Source organism: Arthrobacter sp. B1805 (assembly GCF_002929745.1).
GTDB lineage: Bacteria > Actinomycetota > Actinomycetes > Actinomycetales > Micrococcaceae > Arthrobacter_D.
The window spans coordinates 80,340-96,401 of record NZ_PJIQ01000010.1; the positions used below are offsets into that span (position 1 = coordinate 80,340).

A 16,062-nucleotide genomic window follows, 5' to 3' on the forward strand; every position below is an offset into this window, starting at 1 on the left:
TCACTACAAACCGGCAGAACGGGCACATCGAGTCTTTCAACGCCCGGCTCAGTGGAGAACAAATCGCGGAGAGATCATGAAACACCACGATGAAGCCACCCTTTCCTTGGGAATCCGACTTCATGTGTCGGTAGGACAGTCAGTAGCTGATAGGATTTCTGTTGTGCAGAAGATTTCACCGGACTCGTGCCCGCGGGACCCAGATGCTCCTCAGTACCCTATTGAGTCCGTCGACAACGCTCTCAAGCTGCTTTTGCTCCTGGGAGATACCGCCGAGCTACGACTGACTGACGTCAGTCGTCACCTAGGTGTTGCTTCATCTACGGCACATCGCCTTCTTGCAATGCTCCAATGGCGTGGCTTCGTACGTCAGGATAAAAGAACAAAGACGTATGGTCCCGGACCCTCCCTGACGAGCATCACTTTCTCAATTATGCAACGCATGGATGTGCCAAGGCTAGCTCAACCGATCCTCGACGAACTGAGTGCATCTCTGGGCGAGACCGTCCACCTTGGAAGCCTCGAAGGCGACCTCACTCGGTTCCTCGCTGTATCGGAGCCATCTGTTGCTGTCCGAGTTGCGTCGAGAATTGGAAAATCCCTACCTGCCCATTGCACGAGTACGGGAAAAGTGCTTTTAAGCGAACTAACCGATGAAGAGCTTCATCATATATACCCGACTGAGTCTCTTGCCCAGGTTACGTCTCACTCAATTAGCCGCCGCAGCGAACTGGAAAAGCATCTCGCCAAGATCCGCAAAGATGGGTATGCGGTGAACCGTGAGGAAAGCGAAGATGGGGTCGCGTCCGTCGCCGTAGTAGTTCCTACTTATACCGGGCATGCGCGTCTAGCACTCAATGCGTCCGTCCCCGTGCACCGGCTACCGGTCAAGGAAGTAAAGGCAATGGCTCGAAATCTTTCGGAGGCGGCCCGTCGTCTTTCAGATTTGATTGGTTAGCCAAGAACAGGGCTGTGGTGGGTTTCCAGGCTTTGGTGGGCCGGGCCGGGGAAGAATCGCACCGACCCGATAGCGATGTTTACAGCAGCCGCGGCTCTCCCGGAGAGGATAGCGACTGGCCATCAGAGCTTTACGGATCCGGGCGGGCGGACCTGCCCAGCGCGGGACCCTGAGTGGTTTCGTCAGTCAGTCCTGCCGGGCACAGGACTGACTCATCGCAGAAGGATCTTCCGCTTTGGCACTTCAACCGGCGTCGACGGGGATCATGCAGTCGTTTTGGCCTGCGCGAATGAACACGGTGTTGATCACACCGGAGGAACGGGCAGCCGGGCCTCGGCGCTCCGACATCCAAAGTCTCAAGAAGCGCAGAATCTTCCGCATACGCCTCAACGAGATCCGCCGAGGCTCTGACGCACTCAATGCGGTCGGCGATGATGTCTCTTTCCATGTCGATGGTGCCTTTGCCGCGCAGCTACCGCAGTGTCAGCATCTTCCAAGGCCGCGTCAGGTACCCTCGCAGGTGCTTGACGAATGTACCGGTCGAAGGTTTCGAAGACTGCTCCCCAAAGATGCCTACCGCAACTCTCCGTCTATAAGCATTTGAAATGGTCGTTGGATTGCGGCTGCAACATCCTGAGAGCGCCGATTACGTGCTTTCCAGTTCCAGTCCTCATTCCGTGCCTCCCTCACTTACTTGTGCTCGCCAAACGTCCCAGGCTCTGCGAGCCTGTCCGCCAACGGACTGATCCGCACTTTCAGCCTCGCCGATACTTAGGAGTCGTGGAACCCCCAGAATCGACGCTTCGAACAAGGCCCGGGCGTTTACCTCGGTGTAGACCGCCCGGTATACGGCTTCGGGCAATGACGACCCAACGACGATCGAACCGTGACCGCGCATAAGAGCAACCCTTCCTTCTCCGAGAACATCCGCGAGGTGAGATCCGAGCTGGCGGTTGGTTACCAGCAAATCACTACTATCGCCTGCGAAATCACTGATCTCGAAAACCGGAGTTCGTTCCACGTCGAGGAACCCTGCCATGTGAATAACTGGCCGGAAAGGTGCCTCGACCACGCTGAACGGTATGACGGCTGGCGAGTGGCTGTGCACCACCGACATAACGTGGGGGCGTCTTCGATAGATCTCCGAGTGAATGAACCGCTCGAGGTAGGGCGGACGATCATCGTCAAGCACAGCCCCATCTAAGTCATGCAGCAATAAGTCGCTGCGAGTGACGGATCCGGGAGCCAGGTTTCGGGATAACAGGAAAGTTGACGCACCGGGTGCCGACCGGACGCTCACGTGACCGAACGCATCCAACACACCTTGGCGGAGGAGTATTCGATTTGCTGCGACCAGGTCGGCCATTAGGGCTCCGCTGCTTGAATCGTGCTTCTGATTTTCAAATGGCGACATCGATATTCGCCTCCTCACTCTCTCGTACCAGTCCGACCACCATCGACGGCGCGTAGCCCAGATTGATTACAAACGCCATGACGATGCTCGCTTCCGCTTGAACCGGGCACCATGGACCCGCGCCCCCACAACAAGCGACTCCTCAACAATCCACTCAATTGCCCCGTTCACCGACGTGATCCGAACAGGGAAGTGACGCCGAGCAATAGAACAACCAGTGCCCCGGATACGAGTCGCAGAGGGCGTCATCGCCGTCTTCAGCGAAAAGCACACCACGATGCCACCACAAACCAATGCGATAGCTCCCAAGCTGATGCGCCGAGTAGCTCCCCTAATCTTAGAATCAGGGCGAGTAGCCTTATCCCTATTGAATGGGTTTCCATGTATTTGCAATTTTAAAACAGCACGAATGACAACAACTTACTGCTGGCCTCTATACGAGTCGCATCGGTTGAATGTGTCCGAAACTAAACAGAGCCAAATCCAGCCTCCAAGGCCTGCTGTCTGAAAGCGGGCAAGAACGGCTGCTACGCCGCTCATTGTTGTCAGTTGGTGATGCGCGTCACGAACACAGTCAAACATCATTGTTCACTGCTGTCCAGATGATTTCTCCGGGCTCCAGAAAGAGCGTACGGGTTGACCAACCGAGTGGGCATCGTGTGCGGCCGCGAAGACCGGGTCTCCAGACCGGTCTCGCCCTCGGCCCCGTACCGGATAATCCCGGTCCTGACGCACTTGCGGGAGATGCCTATGCCCGCAGCGATGTGGGGCTGCTTCCATCCGGCCTGGTGCCGCTCCATGATCAGCCTGCGGCCATGGACAGTCAGACGGCGTTACGGTGGAACACGAGAACCCCCGAGTTGCACTGGGCCTTAGACAAGCCACATTCCACTCGGAGGGTTCTCCTTGGTTCAACCAGACTCGCCGCTACCAATGTCCTGGCCGGGTACACCAGGCGGTAGTTACCGTCTTTCGTCCTTATTGCTGCCATGGCGTCCGCGACTCGGATCTGTCAGGTTACTTCGAGCAAGATGGCGCCCAAGAGCGCATCGAGTTCGAGCACGTCGAGCGCAAGCACATTGGCAACGTACTGGTCCGGGCGTAGCGATTACCAGCGCACCCGTAGTGCGATCGACTCGGCGTTCATCGGAAGTTTCCACACCGGCTTTGGTGTCCGGCGTGTAGGCCTTTTCATAGTCGCGCAGGCCCAGTCTGCCCCGTTTGGGGGTGCAGCACCTGCGGCCGATCGATGACATTACGATCCCGGTGCCCTTGCGGGAAAGTGGCCCGTACATCCAGTACTGCATCCATATCGGCGTCAGCAGGCGTGAACCGCGATAGCACGACACTGTCTCTCGTGATTTGCCGCATGGCAGCGGAGTGGAATCGATCAGCCTCGTGTTCTCGACCCACGACGGGCTGTCCCGGGCCAGCTCGGTGATCACAGCTGAGAGTAGGCCGCTGGCTTGCCGGACGCGTTTACCCCAGCCTGACTGTGCGGCAGGTTCGGGAACATCTCGCTCAGGTGCGTGCGGGCGTAACGGATCCATTTGCGGTCCGAAGCGATGCCCAGCATCTGTTGGGCGACGACGAGGCACAGCAGCTTGACATCGTTGAGAACAGGTGTGCGGCCGGGATGATTAGCCCGGGTAAATCCGAGTGCCGGGAGGATCCGATCATCGAGATGGACGTAAAGTGTGGTCAGGAGGGTGTTCAAATCTGTCTTCACACGCAGGGTTTAACACCCTCCGCCTTCGACTAACAGCGTCCACGCGGCGACCGCCTAATAGGACTCACTCATCTAGTGTGTAAGCGCCGAGAGCGGCCATCCTCCTGAAATTGCAAACAATTAACGCAGGCGGGGGGCGGAGACTGGCGGCCACCACAGCGACGGCCCAGCATCAGCGTTAGGTCCAAACTCGGCCACGAGCTTCCTAAAAGTGGCGTTCGCCTTTATGCGTCCCGAGCAAACGGAGAACAATCCGCCACTATCCTCTTTAGATGACGAATGAGCTGAGGGTACTGGGGGCGAAGATGTCTTCGGGCGCCCAGCGGCGGTGCGCGAGACCTTGTTCGTGCGAGTATCGCAGGAAAGCCTCGAGGACGTGGCGGTTGCCATCAATGCCGTAGGGCCAGAAGTCGTGGCCCATAGCCTCCAGCGTTTCCTCGAAGTGATCAGCGAGCCACGGCAGCATCACCTTCAGCGAACTACGGTACGCGAGGTCATTCACTGCTAGAACGCGCGCTTGCTCGAACGCCTTCATGAGCGACCGGGCGACCCATGGATGCGCTTCGAGGATCTCCGCCCGCACGACCATAAGGTGCATGATCGGGAAGATGCCAGTGCGCTTGAAGTAGTCCTTCTCGACGCTTTTGTACTCAGGAAACAAGCGCACGACGTTGGGGTCACTACCAAAGCATGCCGGCTCATGTGCGCTGAAGATGCCGTCAATCGAGCCGCTGGACAAGAGTTCAGACAATGTTTCTTCCGGGCCGATCTGTGACAGACGCACGTTCGCCGGTAGTTCGTATTGCAGTTTCTCGTGCCGGCCGGGCGCGTCGACGCCGCCCGCGACATATTCGATGTCGCCCAAGGCGATGCCGTACTCATCAGCGAGGATGCCTCGTTGCCAGACCCCGGCTGTGATTTGATACTCGGGGATGCCGATCCGCTTGCCCCTCAGCTGGCTGGGCTCGGTGATCCCTAACCGACGATGCACGAACATGCTTTGGTGCCGAAAATAACGGGACGGAAAGGCTGGAATCGCCGCGAACGGGGGCTTCTCGTCGTTGAGGGTAAGCACGTACGTCGACAGGCTCATCTCACTGACGTCGAACTCATGATACTTTGTTTGCCGGTAGAAGACTTCCTCGACCGGTATCGGAAGGAAATTGAGGTCGATGCCTTCTACGTTCACGCGTCCGTCCCACAGAGCAGCGAAGCGGTCGTAGTTGACTCCTGCCATTGTCAGTCGGAGGTTACTCATTATGTCTCTCTTTCTAGATCCTGATTGGGCCTGAACTTCGGGTCCGAAGTCGAAGAGCAGAGGAACGATGGAAGGCTAATTAGAAGCCCCACCACGAGGAAGGCTATCGACACCGGCGCGATGGCGACCACGCCCCTCCTTTTTGAAGAGCCGATAACCATCGTTATGTCAACCTGAACCCCGGCGAGTTCGCATTTGATGCGAGCTGGCCGGACTTTGACACCTGTCCCCTCTCGGTAAGCCGCATCGCAACGGCATTTCGTTGATTCTAAGCTCCTGACAGGCGAGCATGGTTGCTTGGGCGGGGAAGAACTCATTCAAGGTCGCGCTAGTGGGTGTGAGAATCCCCATGGTCGAAGGCACTCTGCCACTGTCTCGCATAATGTGCGAAAGTGTCGCGTGTTATGCGAGGAAAAGACTTGAGCAATCAGCGTCTTCCCACCGTCGAATACCCCTACCGGAAAGCTGAAACCAGACCCGCCCTGAACCAGAACGAGCGGCTCAGATTGCTCCGGCTGGCTGTCGCCGGCCGTGGTCCGAGAGGCAATGACCGCACTCGGCTGAGGAAAGGACTGGATCGGCAAAGCCAACCGAGAGGACCAGACTCTGCCGGTCCTCCAACTGCGCGAAAGCGCCCAGCGGCTCGGGCTCATCGGCAAAATGGTCATCACATCCGCTGCTAAGCGGATGCTCGATGGTCCCCCAGGCCTCTGGCTATTCCTCACTCGAGCGGTAGCCCATCGGCACCGTCATGACTCCGAGCGCGACGCCGCGCTGTTACTCCTCCCGAGATCGCCGCAGGGAAACGGGCCGCGTGGGACGACTACCTTGAAGCCGTTGCCTTCGGGCTCAGCGCACAGGGCTGGAGGACCGCCCTGGGGCCGAACTGGACCCGAAAACCGTCCAGAACTGCTCAGCAACACCCGAGAAGTCCTCCTAAACCTCAGCATGGTCGATGACCGCGTGGGGTCGAAATCAAACACTGCCACACCCCGAGGGCAAGCATTCGCCCGCGCCGCCCAACAGGCATAACCACTCACAACGCCCAAGCACCGAAACCGATCGCCAAGACTCAGCTGAGCGACCCAAGCAATAGCACTGGCAGGTCTCGAATACACCGGCTCACCAGCAATACTGCGTATCTCATCAGCTGAATCACCGGCGCCCTCTCCCGCCGATACTGAGCGAACAGGACCCGAGCTGGCTGCGGTAGCCCCAGCTTCTCGTGCGGCGACTTCGTGAGAATACCGCGGCGAGGTACTCCTTATGCGTCCAGCCTTTGTCGCGGCCTTACCGGCGAGCGTGCCCGCGGCTTCCGGGTAACGCAAGAGCTTCCATTTGCATGGGAATGGTACTCAACCTGGTTGATGTTTCCTTCCCTTCTAAAGCGAAGAAGTTCCGCATGTGCGGCGATGATCGTCTGGTTGCGACCCTGTTAGATTCTGATCATGACTGCACGCCAAGTTTTTGTTCGACATAACGTTGCTGGCGGACCGGTTCGTGAATGAAACTCGACGGCCCATCAAGTGGCGGCAGGCTGTCGTGACCTTCATCTGCGTGTATCCGACCAGCTTGTTGCTATCCGTCTATGTGCCACGATTGACTACCAATTGGCCCCACCCATTGAGTGCCGCCCTCACCGCAGGGCTACTAGTAGCAACTCTTACATGGGTTCTCATTCCTCTTTCCGGAAGGTTGGTTGGAAGATGGATTATGGGACACCCTCGCCGATGAAACGCAATAAGCGCCATCTGCCATGTCAGCGATGGTCGAAAAGCGAGCCATTTTGTGGGCGGCGGTATCCAGCGGTCGTTGCAACAATTTATGGTTCGGTCGAAGGTGAAATCAGTTTAGCCAAGAGCTCATGGGACTCTGCCAACCCAGGATTTCGCGTGGCCGATGGCTCAGTTCAGCGGCGACCATAACTAGGTGTTTGGGGCTATGGGGGCCCAGGTCTGTGCCTTTCGGGAAGTACTGGCGGAGCAAGCCATTTGTGTTCTCGTTTGAGCCGCGCTGCCAGGGGCTCGCGGGGTCACAAAAGTACACCGGGATAAGAGTCCGCCGCGTGAAACTTGGTGGCAGGCCATTTCAGTGCCCTGATCCCAGGTCAGGGAACGGCGCAGATGGGCTGGAAGCGGGCTCATCGATTCAGCAAGCCGGTCGCGCAGATTTTCAGCACCGCGATTACCTGCCAAGTGCACGAGGATGATGAAGCGCGTGGTTCGTTCGACCAGTGTCGCGATGGCCGAGCGGCCGGCCTTCCCAATTATTAAGTCCCCCTCCTTACGTTGTTGTTGTGGGTGATTTCGGGGCTGTCGTAGTGTTTCGATTACCCTCGGGTGGCGGGTATGGCACAGGTCTCCAAGCCGCTTGGACGGCTCACTGGGAATGGCCGCCCGCTACCCGCCGATGACTCGACCGCTGATTGAGAATTACGACATTGATCGTTGGGTAAGGACGTGCCGGCGCAGTTATCGACAGGGGCCAACGGAAATTGGAGCTGATCAAAGGGGATTGAATATGCCGGCATTCTGGGTAGGAATCGACTCAGGCAAAAGAGCTCATCATTGCGTCGTGATCGATCAGATAGGGACGGTGCTGCTCTCGAAACGGGTCGAGAACGACGAAACCGCGCTCCTCGAACTCATAGCCACGGTCGCGGAGATCGCGGAAGGTCGTGAGGTCAGTTGGGCCACGGATCTGAACGCCGGCGGCGCGGCCCTGTTGATCGAGTTGTTGGCCGCGCACGCCCAACAACTGCTCTATATCCCCGGACGCATAGTTCATCACGCCGCGGCGACCTACCGCGGAGATGGCAAGACCGACGCGAAAGACGCCAGGATCATCGCCGACCAGGCACGGATGCGCACCGACCTCCAACCAGTCCGCGGCGCGGACCAGATCAGCGTGGACCTGCGGCTCCTCACCGCCCGCCGCACGGATCTGATCTGCGACCGCGTCCGGTCGATCAACCGGCTCCGCGCCACCTTGCTGGAATACTTCCCTGCCCTCGAGCGCGCGTTCGACTACTCAAAGAAGGCGCCCCTGCTCCTCCTGGGCGGCTACCAGACCATGGGGAGCAAAAATTCGGACCTTCCCCAGCACGGGACCCGTGTTGCAGTGTCGCCTACTGTTAGCTGCGCCGTTTGTGATTTTTGCCGAATTGGGAGAGACAACTCTTGCCGGAACAAGAAAATTCTTGGAGTACATCGCTGGGGTGGATATGCTGAGTACGCAGCGGTCCCTACACGCAACTTAATCAACATCCCCGATGATGTTTCTTTCGAGGCAGCCGCATGCGCCGCCACTTCGTATGCGATAGCTTGGCACTTGGTCGTCACCCGGGGGCGAGTTGCCACCACTGATACTGTCCTAGTCGTCGGCGCCGCGGGCGCCGTTGGCATTGCGGCTGCTCAGATCGCAGCTCTCCATGGGGCCAGGGTGATTCTTAGTGGGCGAAGCGCATCGCGACTCAAGCCGGTTGCCGACCACGTCGGCGCATATGGCGTAGCAATTAGCAATACTTCCGACTATGAGACACAGATATCGGTGCTCGCGCCGGACGGGATCGATATGGTCGTCGAGACGGTTGGTTCAGCCACATGGGACTCCAGTCTGTCATTCATGCGTTCAGAAGGACGGATAGTATGTTGTGGAGCTTCAAGCGGACACGACGTAAAAATGTCCCTCCGCGACCTTTATCGTAAAAATCTCGCGATATTAACTGCATCTTCTGGCACCTTTAACGACCTGAGACAGGTCCTTTCCCTATTTGATCATGGACGACTTACGCCGATTATTGCCCAAACATATCCATTGAGCATGGCTCGGCAGGCACATGATGATCTAGCTCTACAGAAACATGTAGGTAAGCTGGTTTTGTTTCCATAGTAAATTCTTCGATCTAGTATATTTAACGAAAACAATAAACAGAAAGAAGCGCGTATGAAAAAGATTTCCGGGTGGCATCATATCGCCTATCCTGTTCCGAATATTGAAACGTCGACCGAATGGTACTGCCGCGCTTTACAAGGCGAGGTCGTTATGCGGCAGGGATTTAGCGAAATTGACCGGCGCGCCGGCCGGACTCCCCAGGTTTGGATTCGAGTAGGTGATGCAGTTATAAATCTCGCTGAGGGGTTGCCGCTAGATCGCCAGTCCCATTTCTATCACTATGCGCTGAATGCACCTTCGGACAGTCTAGACGGATGGATAGATGATCTTCGAAGGGAGGGTGTAAATGTTCTGGGGCCATACGGACATGGAGGAACAAGTATGTTGTCTCTGTACTTCGATGACCCTGACGGATATCGCCTAGAGATTGTATTTGATCTTGGGGATTATGAAACAGCCAAGACTGCTGCTCTGGCCAGAGGAGGCGCCCTCGGCAATCCGGAATCCCAATATAAATGGGAATAATAGTGGATGAAACTGCGGACGCTTCCTACATGTTCGATACACTTATAGCTGGGTACCGGATTCTCACTCAAGTAGGAGTCTTGGATGGCTCTGGTCACCTTAGCTTCAGAGTCCCCAACACGAACAGCTTCTTCGTTCCCGCTCGCGGGGGCTACCTGCCCTCATAGTCATCAGGGTTTGCTCCGGTTAGGGGAGACGGGAAACGTCCTAGCGGGAGAAGGGCGGCCACCGGTCGAATGGCCTATTCATTCGTCTATTTATCGCTCTCGACCCGATGTAAATGCAGTTTTGCATTCGCACTCACCAATGAGCAAAGTTTTCAGCTTAAGCTCACAGCCGCTACAGCCCGTTTACGGAATTTCGGCTCCCTGGCTCTCAAGAGACATACCAGTATGCCGTCTCCTGGGGATTGTTGCGACGGAGGATGCTGGGGCGCAAGTCGCGGCAGTCCTTGGGGATGGCCCCGCGGTCCTTCTGAGAGCGCACGGAAGCGTCGTTGTTGGAAGCTCCGTAGAGGATGTCACGGTTCGGGCGGTCGTTCTTGAACGAGCAGCGGCCGCTCTTCAGCAGATGCTTGCTATGGGAGGAGTACAGCATCTGACTCCTGAAGAGCTTACGAATTGGGCGGAAACAACACCAGAGGGTCATCAAAAGACATGGGAATTTTTACTTGAGGAGAGCCGCCTTCTTTCTAAGAGAGTGGCTAGGGAAAGGGAATGGAATCAATGAAGTTACTCAGCTTTTCCCGTCCGGATGGACGAATAGGTGCGGGCCTCCTAACCGGCGAAGGCGTCAGGGTGTTGGAGCAGAACCCCTTGAATGCAGAAGAAACCGGTTGGAGCCCAATGCGTCGACTCCTCCACAGTAGAGGAAGTAATCTACTCTCTTTAAACACATCGATAGATGACCTGGAACTGCTGCACTTAGACGACTTGCAAATTTTGGCACCTGTTCCGGACCCAAGCAAGATCATGGCCGCGCCGGTAAATTACCGAGATCATCAAGTAGAAATGGACGCTCACGCGCAGGTAGGGGCACTGGGCCTTTTCCTCAAAGCGCCCTCTTCGATTCTTGCACCAAATGGAACGGTGAAGCTGCCGTATCTCGATCGCAGGTTCGATCAAGAGGCAGAACTGGCAATCGTGATCGGTCGGGTAGCTTCCCATTTGCCCATCCAGGAGGCGGCTTCCGTAATCGCTGGGTACACTCTACTGCTAGACATGACAATGAGAGGTGATGAGGACCGATCAACTAGAAAGTCCTTCGATACGTTCACACCCATGGGACCATTCATCGTCACAACCGATGAAATAGATGATCTTGGTAGGCTGAGCCTTAAATGCTCGGTGGACGGTCGGATCCGCCAACACGTGAATCTGGCGGACCTAATATGGGGAGTTCCAGAGCTGGTCTCCTATGCCTCCTCGATAACGAAACTAATGCCGGGCGATATCATTTCTACTGGAACTCCTGCTGGTGTAGGACCAGTAATGGATTCTCAAACAATTGAAGTTGAGATTGCCGAAATCGGGAAGCTGGAAGTGAACGTCAGCTCTGTGGGATCCACCGCTTGCCCCACGACGGGCGTTGGTCGCTGGGAAATTAGCGAACGTCCGAGCACCGAAAACATCGTCTTGTAGTTCCGCAGCTCAACCTGGGCGGCGATGGCGTCGCGCTGGTGGCGCAGGGAGAGGAGCTGTTCTGCCAGTTTTGGCAGCACGATCCCGCCCGCGCTGGTGCCCACGACAACCACCGTCTGTTCGCCGAGCGCGGTGAAGACCGCGTCCGTGAGCCGTTCCGTGGCGCGGGGCGCGTGTTTCTTCAAACCTGACTCGTGCCATCTGTTAGGAGTTTCCGAAGGTGCATGGCTCTGACCTGCGGTTCGTTCTGGTCGAGGGTGTGAAATGGTCACTAAAAAGTCGGTGGGTGGGTAGCCTAGCTGGGTGGCTTCACGGTTCGTGCGGAAAGTGAGGACCGCGTCCGGGGCGGTCGCGGTCCAGATCGTCTCGCGCCAGGGCGGCAAGGTCATCGACATCGATCATGTCGGTTCCGCGCATACTGACGGGGATCTCGCGTTGCTGCTAGCGACGGCGCAAGCACCGGTTGTATCCAGGGCAGGAAGCGCTGGACCTTGGAGATGTGCCGCGGGTAGCAGCCAGTGTCGATGATGTGGCGGACTGGACCGCGCCCAGATCCCTGCCAGTGCCGGCTCCGACGGGGCGTCCGCGTGTGGTGCGCGGCGGTGGCCGGCTGGTTTCTACATCCTCGTTGGTGTTGTGGGATGTGCTGCGAAGCGCTTACACCCACTTGGGATTCGACGCCCTCGGCGATGAGGCGTTCACCGCCATGGTGCTGGCACGGATTATTGAGCCGACCTCCAAAGCGGACACCGTGCGGGTGCTGGAAGAAGTCGGTGTTCCGTGTCCGAGCCTGCGCTCGCTATTCCGTTCGCTGGCGCGGTGTCAGGAAGGCGATTACCGTGGCCAGCTGGCCACGGCGGCGTTGGCGCACTCGGCGCGCACCACGGGACGTCCCGCCCTTGTGCTTTATGACGTGACAACGCTGCACTTTGAGAACAAGGACGAAGATGACCTGCGCAAGGTCGGGATGAGCAAGGAACACCGTATCGACCCGCAGGTCCAGGTCGGGTTGCTCGTCGATCCGGGCGGGTTCCCGCTGGAAGTGCACCTGTTCGAGGGCAACAAAGCCGAAACCACAACGATCGTGCCCGTTCTAGAGCAGTTCCAGAAACGCCACGGGATCACTGACATGGTGGTCGTCGCCGATGCCGGGATGCTCTCGGCAGCGAATCTGAATGCTTTGGAGGACGCTGGCTTCTCCTTCATCGTCGGGTCTCGCCTGACCAAAGCTCCCTATGATCTGGCCGAGCATTTCCAGCGCCACGGCAATTACTTCGAGGACAGGCAAATCCTGGAATCCACCCGCTCAATGGGTACCGGGAAGGCCGAACGCGAGCGGCGGATCGTTTACCAGTGGTCGTTCAAACGGCAGAAGCGCGATGACCGGAATATCAACCTCATGATCGACAAAGCAGAACGGATCGCTGCCGGGAAAGCCCCGCTGAAGAAGGCCAGGTTCCTGAAGGTCACCGGCGCGGCCAAGGAACTCGACCAAGCCACGGTCGACCGGGCCAGGCAGCTCTCCGGGTTGAAAGGCTACGTCACGAACCTCGAGGCCACGAAGATGCCCGGCGTGGCCGTGATCAACGCGTACCACGACCTATGGCAGGTCGAAGCCTCGTTTCGGATGACCAAGAGCGACCTCAAAGCGCGTCCCGTCTTCCACCGCGAACGCGACGCGATCGAGTCCCACCTGACCATCGTTTTCGCTGCCCTGGCCATCAGCCGGCACCTGCAGGACCTCACGGGCATGTCGATCAAGAAGATCGTTCGGACCCTGCGAACCGCGCGATCAGCAACGATCGAAGTTGACGGCCACCGGATGACCCTCGACCCAGAACTCTCCACCCCAGCCCAAGAAATCCTCAACCGCCTCGAAAACGGTCACTAACCCAAGTGGCACGAGTCAGGGCGCGGGGCGCGTGTTTCTTCAAACGGGCCCGGACGTGTCCGCGGCCCGCGGTCCTGAGTGCGGCCGGTGTCGGATATCGGGTCAGCAGATCCGCCACGGCAGGGTGGTCAAGATGCGGGCCAAGTGCCCGTTCCAGGGCTGGATGGATCAGGGTGAGCAGCCCGCGGATCCGGTTCGAGACAGCGGTGATCTGGCCGGCGAGGTCGTCCGTCGAGGGCTGGCCGTCGAGCGTGCCCGCGGCTTCCCGTATGGGAGGAGCTTTCATTGCACGCGAGTAGTACTCAATCTGGTTGATGTTTCCTTTCGCTTCAGTCATGATCATGCGACCTGCCCGTCATCGACGATCACACAGAAAGCCCGGTCGTAATCGGTCAAGTCCGCAGCCCCGAGAAATCTGTGGCAGGTGCAGGGTGTTGGAAGAGCTGCGCAGAGCGCCAGCGCCTTCGACATGGTGAGGGTCGGCACGAGGCAACCACAGGCCGAGCTGAGCCCTGCTGTCGTTGCCTTTCCACGAAAGGTCGCGTGGTATTTAAAGCCCTCATAGTCATGGAGCAACGCCAAATAACATTAACGACGACGGCGGATCTGCGGATGTTGTCCGCGGTCGTCGTTCCTACCGGCAGATAGAGCCCTTATGGGGGTTGACTGTAACCACCGCCTCTATTTCCTGGAGCTGCCATCGGTTAGCTTGAGCGGAAAGTGGCACGCAACCTCTTGGAGGGACCCAATGTCCAGCAATTCTGGGCTATCGCTGGCGCATTCATCAGTTGCGTATGCACAGCGGGTGCGAAATCCGCAGCCGGACGGCGGGTTCTTCGGCGACGGGACCTCACCCGATGAGGGCAGGTTCTCAGTGAGGTCGATGCTGCCATCTGCCTCCAGCGCCTTGACCGCGCTGAGCAACGTCTGCGTGTAGGGGTGTCTCGGGGCTTCCAGGAGAGTTTCAGACTCTCCCAGCTCCACCAGCTTGCCGAGATACATGACACCGATCCGATCGCACACCTGCCTCACCACAGCGAGATCGTGTCCGATAAAGATATATGAGATTCCCATTCTGGCCCTGAGTTCGTTGAGCAAGTTCAGGATCTGGGCCTGGACCGACGTATCAAGCGCAGAGACGGGCTCATCAAGGACCAGGAGCTTCGGTTTCGGCGCGAGGGCGCGCGCAATCGCTATACGCTGGCGTTGACCTCCGGAGAATGTTGTTGGCCGACGATCTATTAGGCGTCTGTCAATGCCCACCGCATCGCACAGTTCTGCCACCCGCGACTGCTGTTCCTCGACTGTTCCGATCCGGTGAACCTGCATCGGTTCCCGGATGAGCTGCCGGACGGTCATCCGGGGGTTCAGGGACTGAAACGGGTCCTGGAAGACCATCTGGACGTCCCGACGCAACCGACGCAAATCTCCTCCGGCGGCAGCTGTGACATCACGGCCGTTGAACACGATGCTGCCGCCCGTTGGGGTCGTCAGGCGTACCACGGTCTCGGCAAGCGTCGACTTGCCACAGCCGGATTCGCCGACAATTCCCAAGGACTCGCCAGGGCTGATGGAGAAGCTGACCCCGCGGACAGCCTGTATCCACCCGATGGTCCGCCGGAGCAGAGCTGAGTGGAGGGGGAACTTCATCTCGAGGTCCTCGACCTTAAGGAGCGGTGTTGCCGCTACCGGCAACGTGTTGTCCGTCGTGGGTGTCATGAGATCGCCGCCTTCGGCTCTTCCGGTTGGTTGAAGCTCGTCTGCGCCCTCAGAAGTGAGTCATGTGGGAAGAAGCACCGCGCCTTTCGGCTATCGGTGATGCCGAATAATTCGGGGGCCGACTGGCAGATGTTAGCGGCGTGGGGACAACGGTCCGCGAAGCGACACCCCTGCGGGGGAGCAGTAAGGTTCGGCGGTTGGCCGGGAATCGCGGCCAGTTGTTCACCGCGTTCGCCGCCTAGGCGTGGCAGGGACTGGAAGAGTGCTTGTGTGTAAGGCATCTTCGGCGTCTTCAGGACATCTACCGCCGGGCCCAGTTCCACAATCTGGCCAGCGTACATGACGGCAACCCGGTCCGCCAACGCCCGGGCAACGTTGAGATCGTGAGTAATAATGATTATCGATGTGCCTATCTGAGCCGTCAGCCGCTTCAACAGCTGCAGGATCTGGACTTTGACTGTTACATCCAATGCCGACGTCGGCTCGTCGGCTATGAGCAGGCTTGGGTCCAGCGAAACCGCTAGGGCAATCATCACGCGTTGGCACATCCCTCCCGAAAGCTGATGCGGGTAGGCGCCCAGACGGGTGATTGGGTCAGAAATGCCGACCAGTTCAAACAACTCCAAGGCCCTGGCCCTGGCTCGGCTCGCCGACAAATCCTTGTCCCTGGTCTGGAGGGTTTCAAGGAGTTGGTCCCCCACGGTCCGCACGGGGTTCAGGGCCGCCCGCGCGTTCTGGAATATCATGGAGATTTCTTTACCTCGGAACTTGCGCAGGTCATGCGAGGGCAGCCGGGAAATCTCTTCGCCCTTGAACCATATGGAACCGCTGATGGTAGCGATTGACGCGGTGATCAATCCGGGGATAGCCAGGCCGACGCTGGATTTACCCGACCCGGACTCACCCACGACGGCGATGATCTCGCCCTCACCCACGGATAGCGACAGGTTATCCACGGCATGGACCCTTCCTGCGCTACTGGCGTAGTTGATGCTGAGGTCCTGTACTTGTAACAACATGGAGATCCTCCGAAT

At 58.1% G+C, this 16,062-nt stretch carries 10 protein-coding genes and 5 pseudogenes; 6 read left to right on the forward strand and 9 right to left on the reverse strand.

The features are described 5' to 3' along the window. Positions 1 to 163 precede the first annotated feature (163 nt). Positions 164 to 958 carry an IclR family transcriptional regulator gene (locus CXQ96_RS12335; protein WP_258059099.1) on the forward strand — a complete coding sequence of 265 codons (795 nt, stop codon included), beginning with the start codon at positions 164 to 166 and terminating at the stop codon, positions 956 to 958. Positions 959 to 1,628: 670 nt separating this feature from the next. On the opposite strand, the gene CXQ96_RS19080 is transcribed toward CXQ96_RS12335, so the two are convergent. The 5 genes and pseudogenes from CXQ96_RS19080 to CXQ96_RS18910 form a co-directional block, all read right to left on the reverse strand. Continuing rightward, on the reverse strand, positions 1,629 to 2,372 hold the full coding sequence (locus CXQ96_RS19080; RefSeq protein WP_104118330.1) for a class II aldolase/adducin family protein: 744 nt from the start codon (positions 2,370 to 2,372) through the stop codon (positions 1,629 to 1,631). Between the two features lie 644 nt (positions 2,373 to 3,016). Then, positions 3,017 to 3,199, reverse strand: a pseudogene (locus CXQ96_RS12345) (leucine zipper domain-containing protein); the annotation flags it as partial. Positions 3,200 to 3,718: 519 nt separating this feature from the next. Then, positions 3,719 to 4,101: pseudogene (locus CXQ96_RS12350) on the reverse strand (IS982 family transposase); the annotation flags it as partial. 268 nt (positions 4,102 to 4,369) lie between these two features. Next, entirely contained in the window at positions 4,370 to 5,338 is a 969-nt protein-coding gene (locus tag CXQ96_RS12355) for a hypothetical protein (RefSeq protein WP_219816134.1), read from the reverse strand. 1,843 nt (positions 5,339 to 7,181) lie between these two features. Continuing rightward, positions 7,182 to 7,641 (reverse strand): annotated as a pseudogene (locus CXQ96_RS18910) (IS30 family transposase); the annotation flags it as partial. A gap of 238 nt (positions 7,642 to 7,879) precedes the next feature. Between CXQ96_RS18910 and CXQ96_RS19000 the strand changes: the two are divergent. The 4 genes from CXQ96_RS19000 (at position 7,880) to CXQ96_RS12380 (ending at position 11,418) form a co-directional block, all read left to right on the forward strand. Then, on the forward strand, positions 7,880 to 9,250 hold the full coding sequence (locus CXQ96_RS19000) for a transposase (protein ID WP_104118333.1): 1,371 nt from the start codon (positions 7,880 to 7,882) through the stop codon (positions 9,248 to 9,250). 54 nt (positions 9,251 to 9,304) lie between these two features. Then, the gene (locus CXQ96_RS12370; RefSeq protein ID WP_104118334.1) at positions 9,305 to 9,778 is read left to right on the forward strand and encodes a VOC family protein; all 474 of its coding nucleotides are present in this window, start codon (positions 9,305 to 9,307) and stop codon (positions 9,776 to 9,778) included. A gap of 84 nt (positions 9,779 to 9,862) precedes the next feature. Further along, complete coding sequence (locus CXQ96_RS19085) at positions 9,863 to 10,507, forward strand: class II aldolase/adducin family protein (RefSeq protein WP_104118335.1); 645 nt, start codon at positions 9,863 to 9,865, stop codon at positions 10,505 to 10,507. Continuing rightward, entirely contained in the window at positions 10,495 to 11,418 is a 924-nt protein-coding gene (locus CXQ96_RS12380; RefSeq protein ID WP_258059101.1) for a fumarylacetoacetate hydrolase family protein, read from the forward strand. The genes CXQ96_RS19085 and CXQ96_RS12380 overlap by 13 nt, the downstream gene beginning before the upstream one ends. A gap of 8 nt (positions 11,419 to 11,426) precedes the next feature. Here CXQ96_RS12380 and CXQ96_RS18930 read toward each other — a convergent pair. Next, positions 11,427 to 11,549: pseudogene (locus tag CXQ96_RS18930) on the reverse strand (IS110 family transposase); the annotation flags it as partial. Positions 11,550 to 11,947: 398 nt separating this feature from the next. On the opposite strand from CXQ96_RS18930, the gene CXQ96_RS12385 reads away from it, so the two are divergent. Then, positions 11,948 to 13,309 carry an IS1634 family transposase gene (locus tag CXQ96_RS12385; RefSeq protein ID WP_219816136.1) on the forward strand — a complete coding sequence of 454 codons (1,362 nt, stop codon included), beginning with the start codon at positions 11,948 to 11,950 and terminating at the stop codon, positions 13,307 to 13,309. Positions 13,310 to 13,331: 22 nt separating this feature from the next. Here CXQ96_RS12385 and CXQ96_RS12390 read toward each other — a convergent pair. From CXQ96_RS12390 to CXQ96_RS12400, 3 genes and pseudogenes are all read right to left on the reverse strand, one after another. After that, positions 13,332 to 13,538: pseudogene (locus tag CXQ96_RS12390) on the reverse strand (IS110 family transposase); the annotation flags it as partial. A 452-nt stretch (positions 13,539 to 13,990) separates the two neighbouring features. After that, on the reverse strand, positions 13,991 to 15,028 hold the full coding sequence (locus CXQ96_RS12395; RefSeq protein ID WP_104118337.1) for an ABC transporter ATP-binding protein: 1,038 nt from the start codon (positions 15,026 to 15,028) through the stop codon (positions 13,991 to 13,993). After that, the gene (locus tag CXQ96_RS12400) at positions 15,025 to 15,984 is read right to left on the reverse strand and encodes an ABC transporter ATP-binding protein (RefSeq protein WP_219816137.1); all 960 of its coding nucleotides are present in this window, start codon (positions 15,982 to 15,984) and stop codon (positions 15,025 to 15,027) included. The genes CXQ96_RS12395 and CXQ96_RS12400 overlap by 4 nt, the downstream gene beginning before the upstream one ends. Positions 15,985 to 16,062 lie beyond the last annotated feature (78 nt).

Excerpts from the sequence above, each read along its gene's own strand:
- CXQ96_RS19085 (WP_104118335.1), top strand. The coding sequence starts at position 9,863 with ATGGCTCTGGTCACCTTAGCTTCAGAGTCCCCAACACGAACAGCTTCT.
- CXQ96_RS19080 (WP_104118330.1), bottom strand. The coding sequence starts at position 2,372 with ATGTCGCCATTTGAAAATCAGAAGCACGATTCAAGCAGCGGAGCCCTA.
- CXQ96_RS12355 (WP_219816134.1), bottom strand. The coding sequence starts at position 5,338 with ATGGCAGGAGTCAACTACGACCGCTTCGCTGCTCTGTGGGACGGACGC.
- CXQ96_RS12370 (WP_104118334.1), top strand. The coding sequence starts at position 9,305 with ATGAAAAAGATTTCCGGGTGGCATCATATCGCCTATCCTGTTCCGAAT.
- CXQ96_RS12395 (WP_104118337.1), bottom strand. The coding sequence starts at position 15,028 with ATGACACCCACGACGGACAACACGTTGCCGGTAGCGGCAACACCGCTC.
- CXQ96_RS12380 (WP_258059101.1), top strand. The coding sequence starts at position 10,495 with ATGGAATCAATGAAGTTACTCAGCTTTTCCCGTCCGGATGGACGAATA.
- CXQ96_RS19000 (WP_104118333.1), top strand. The coding sequence starts at position 7,880 with ATGCCGGCATTCTGGGTAGGAATCGACTCAGGCAAAAGAGCTCATCAT.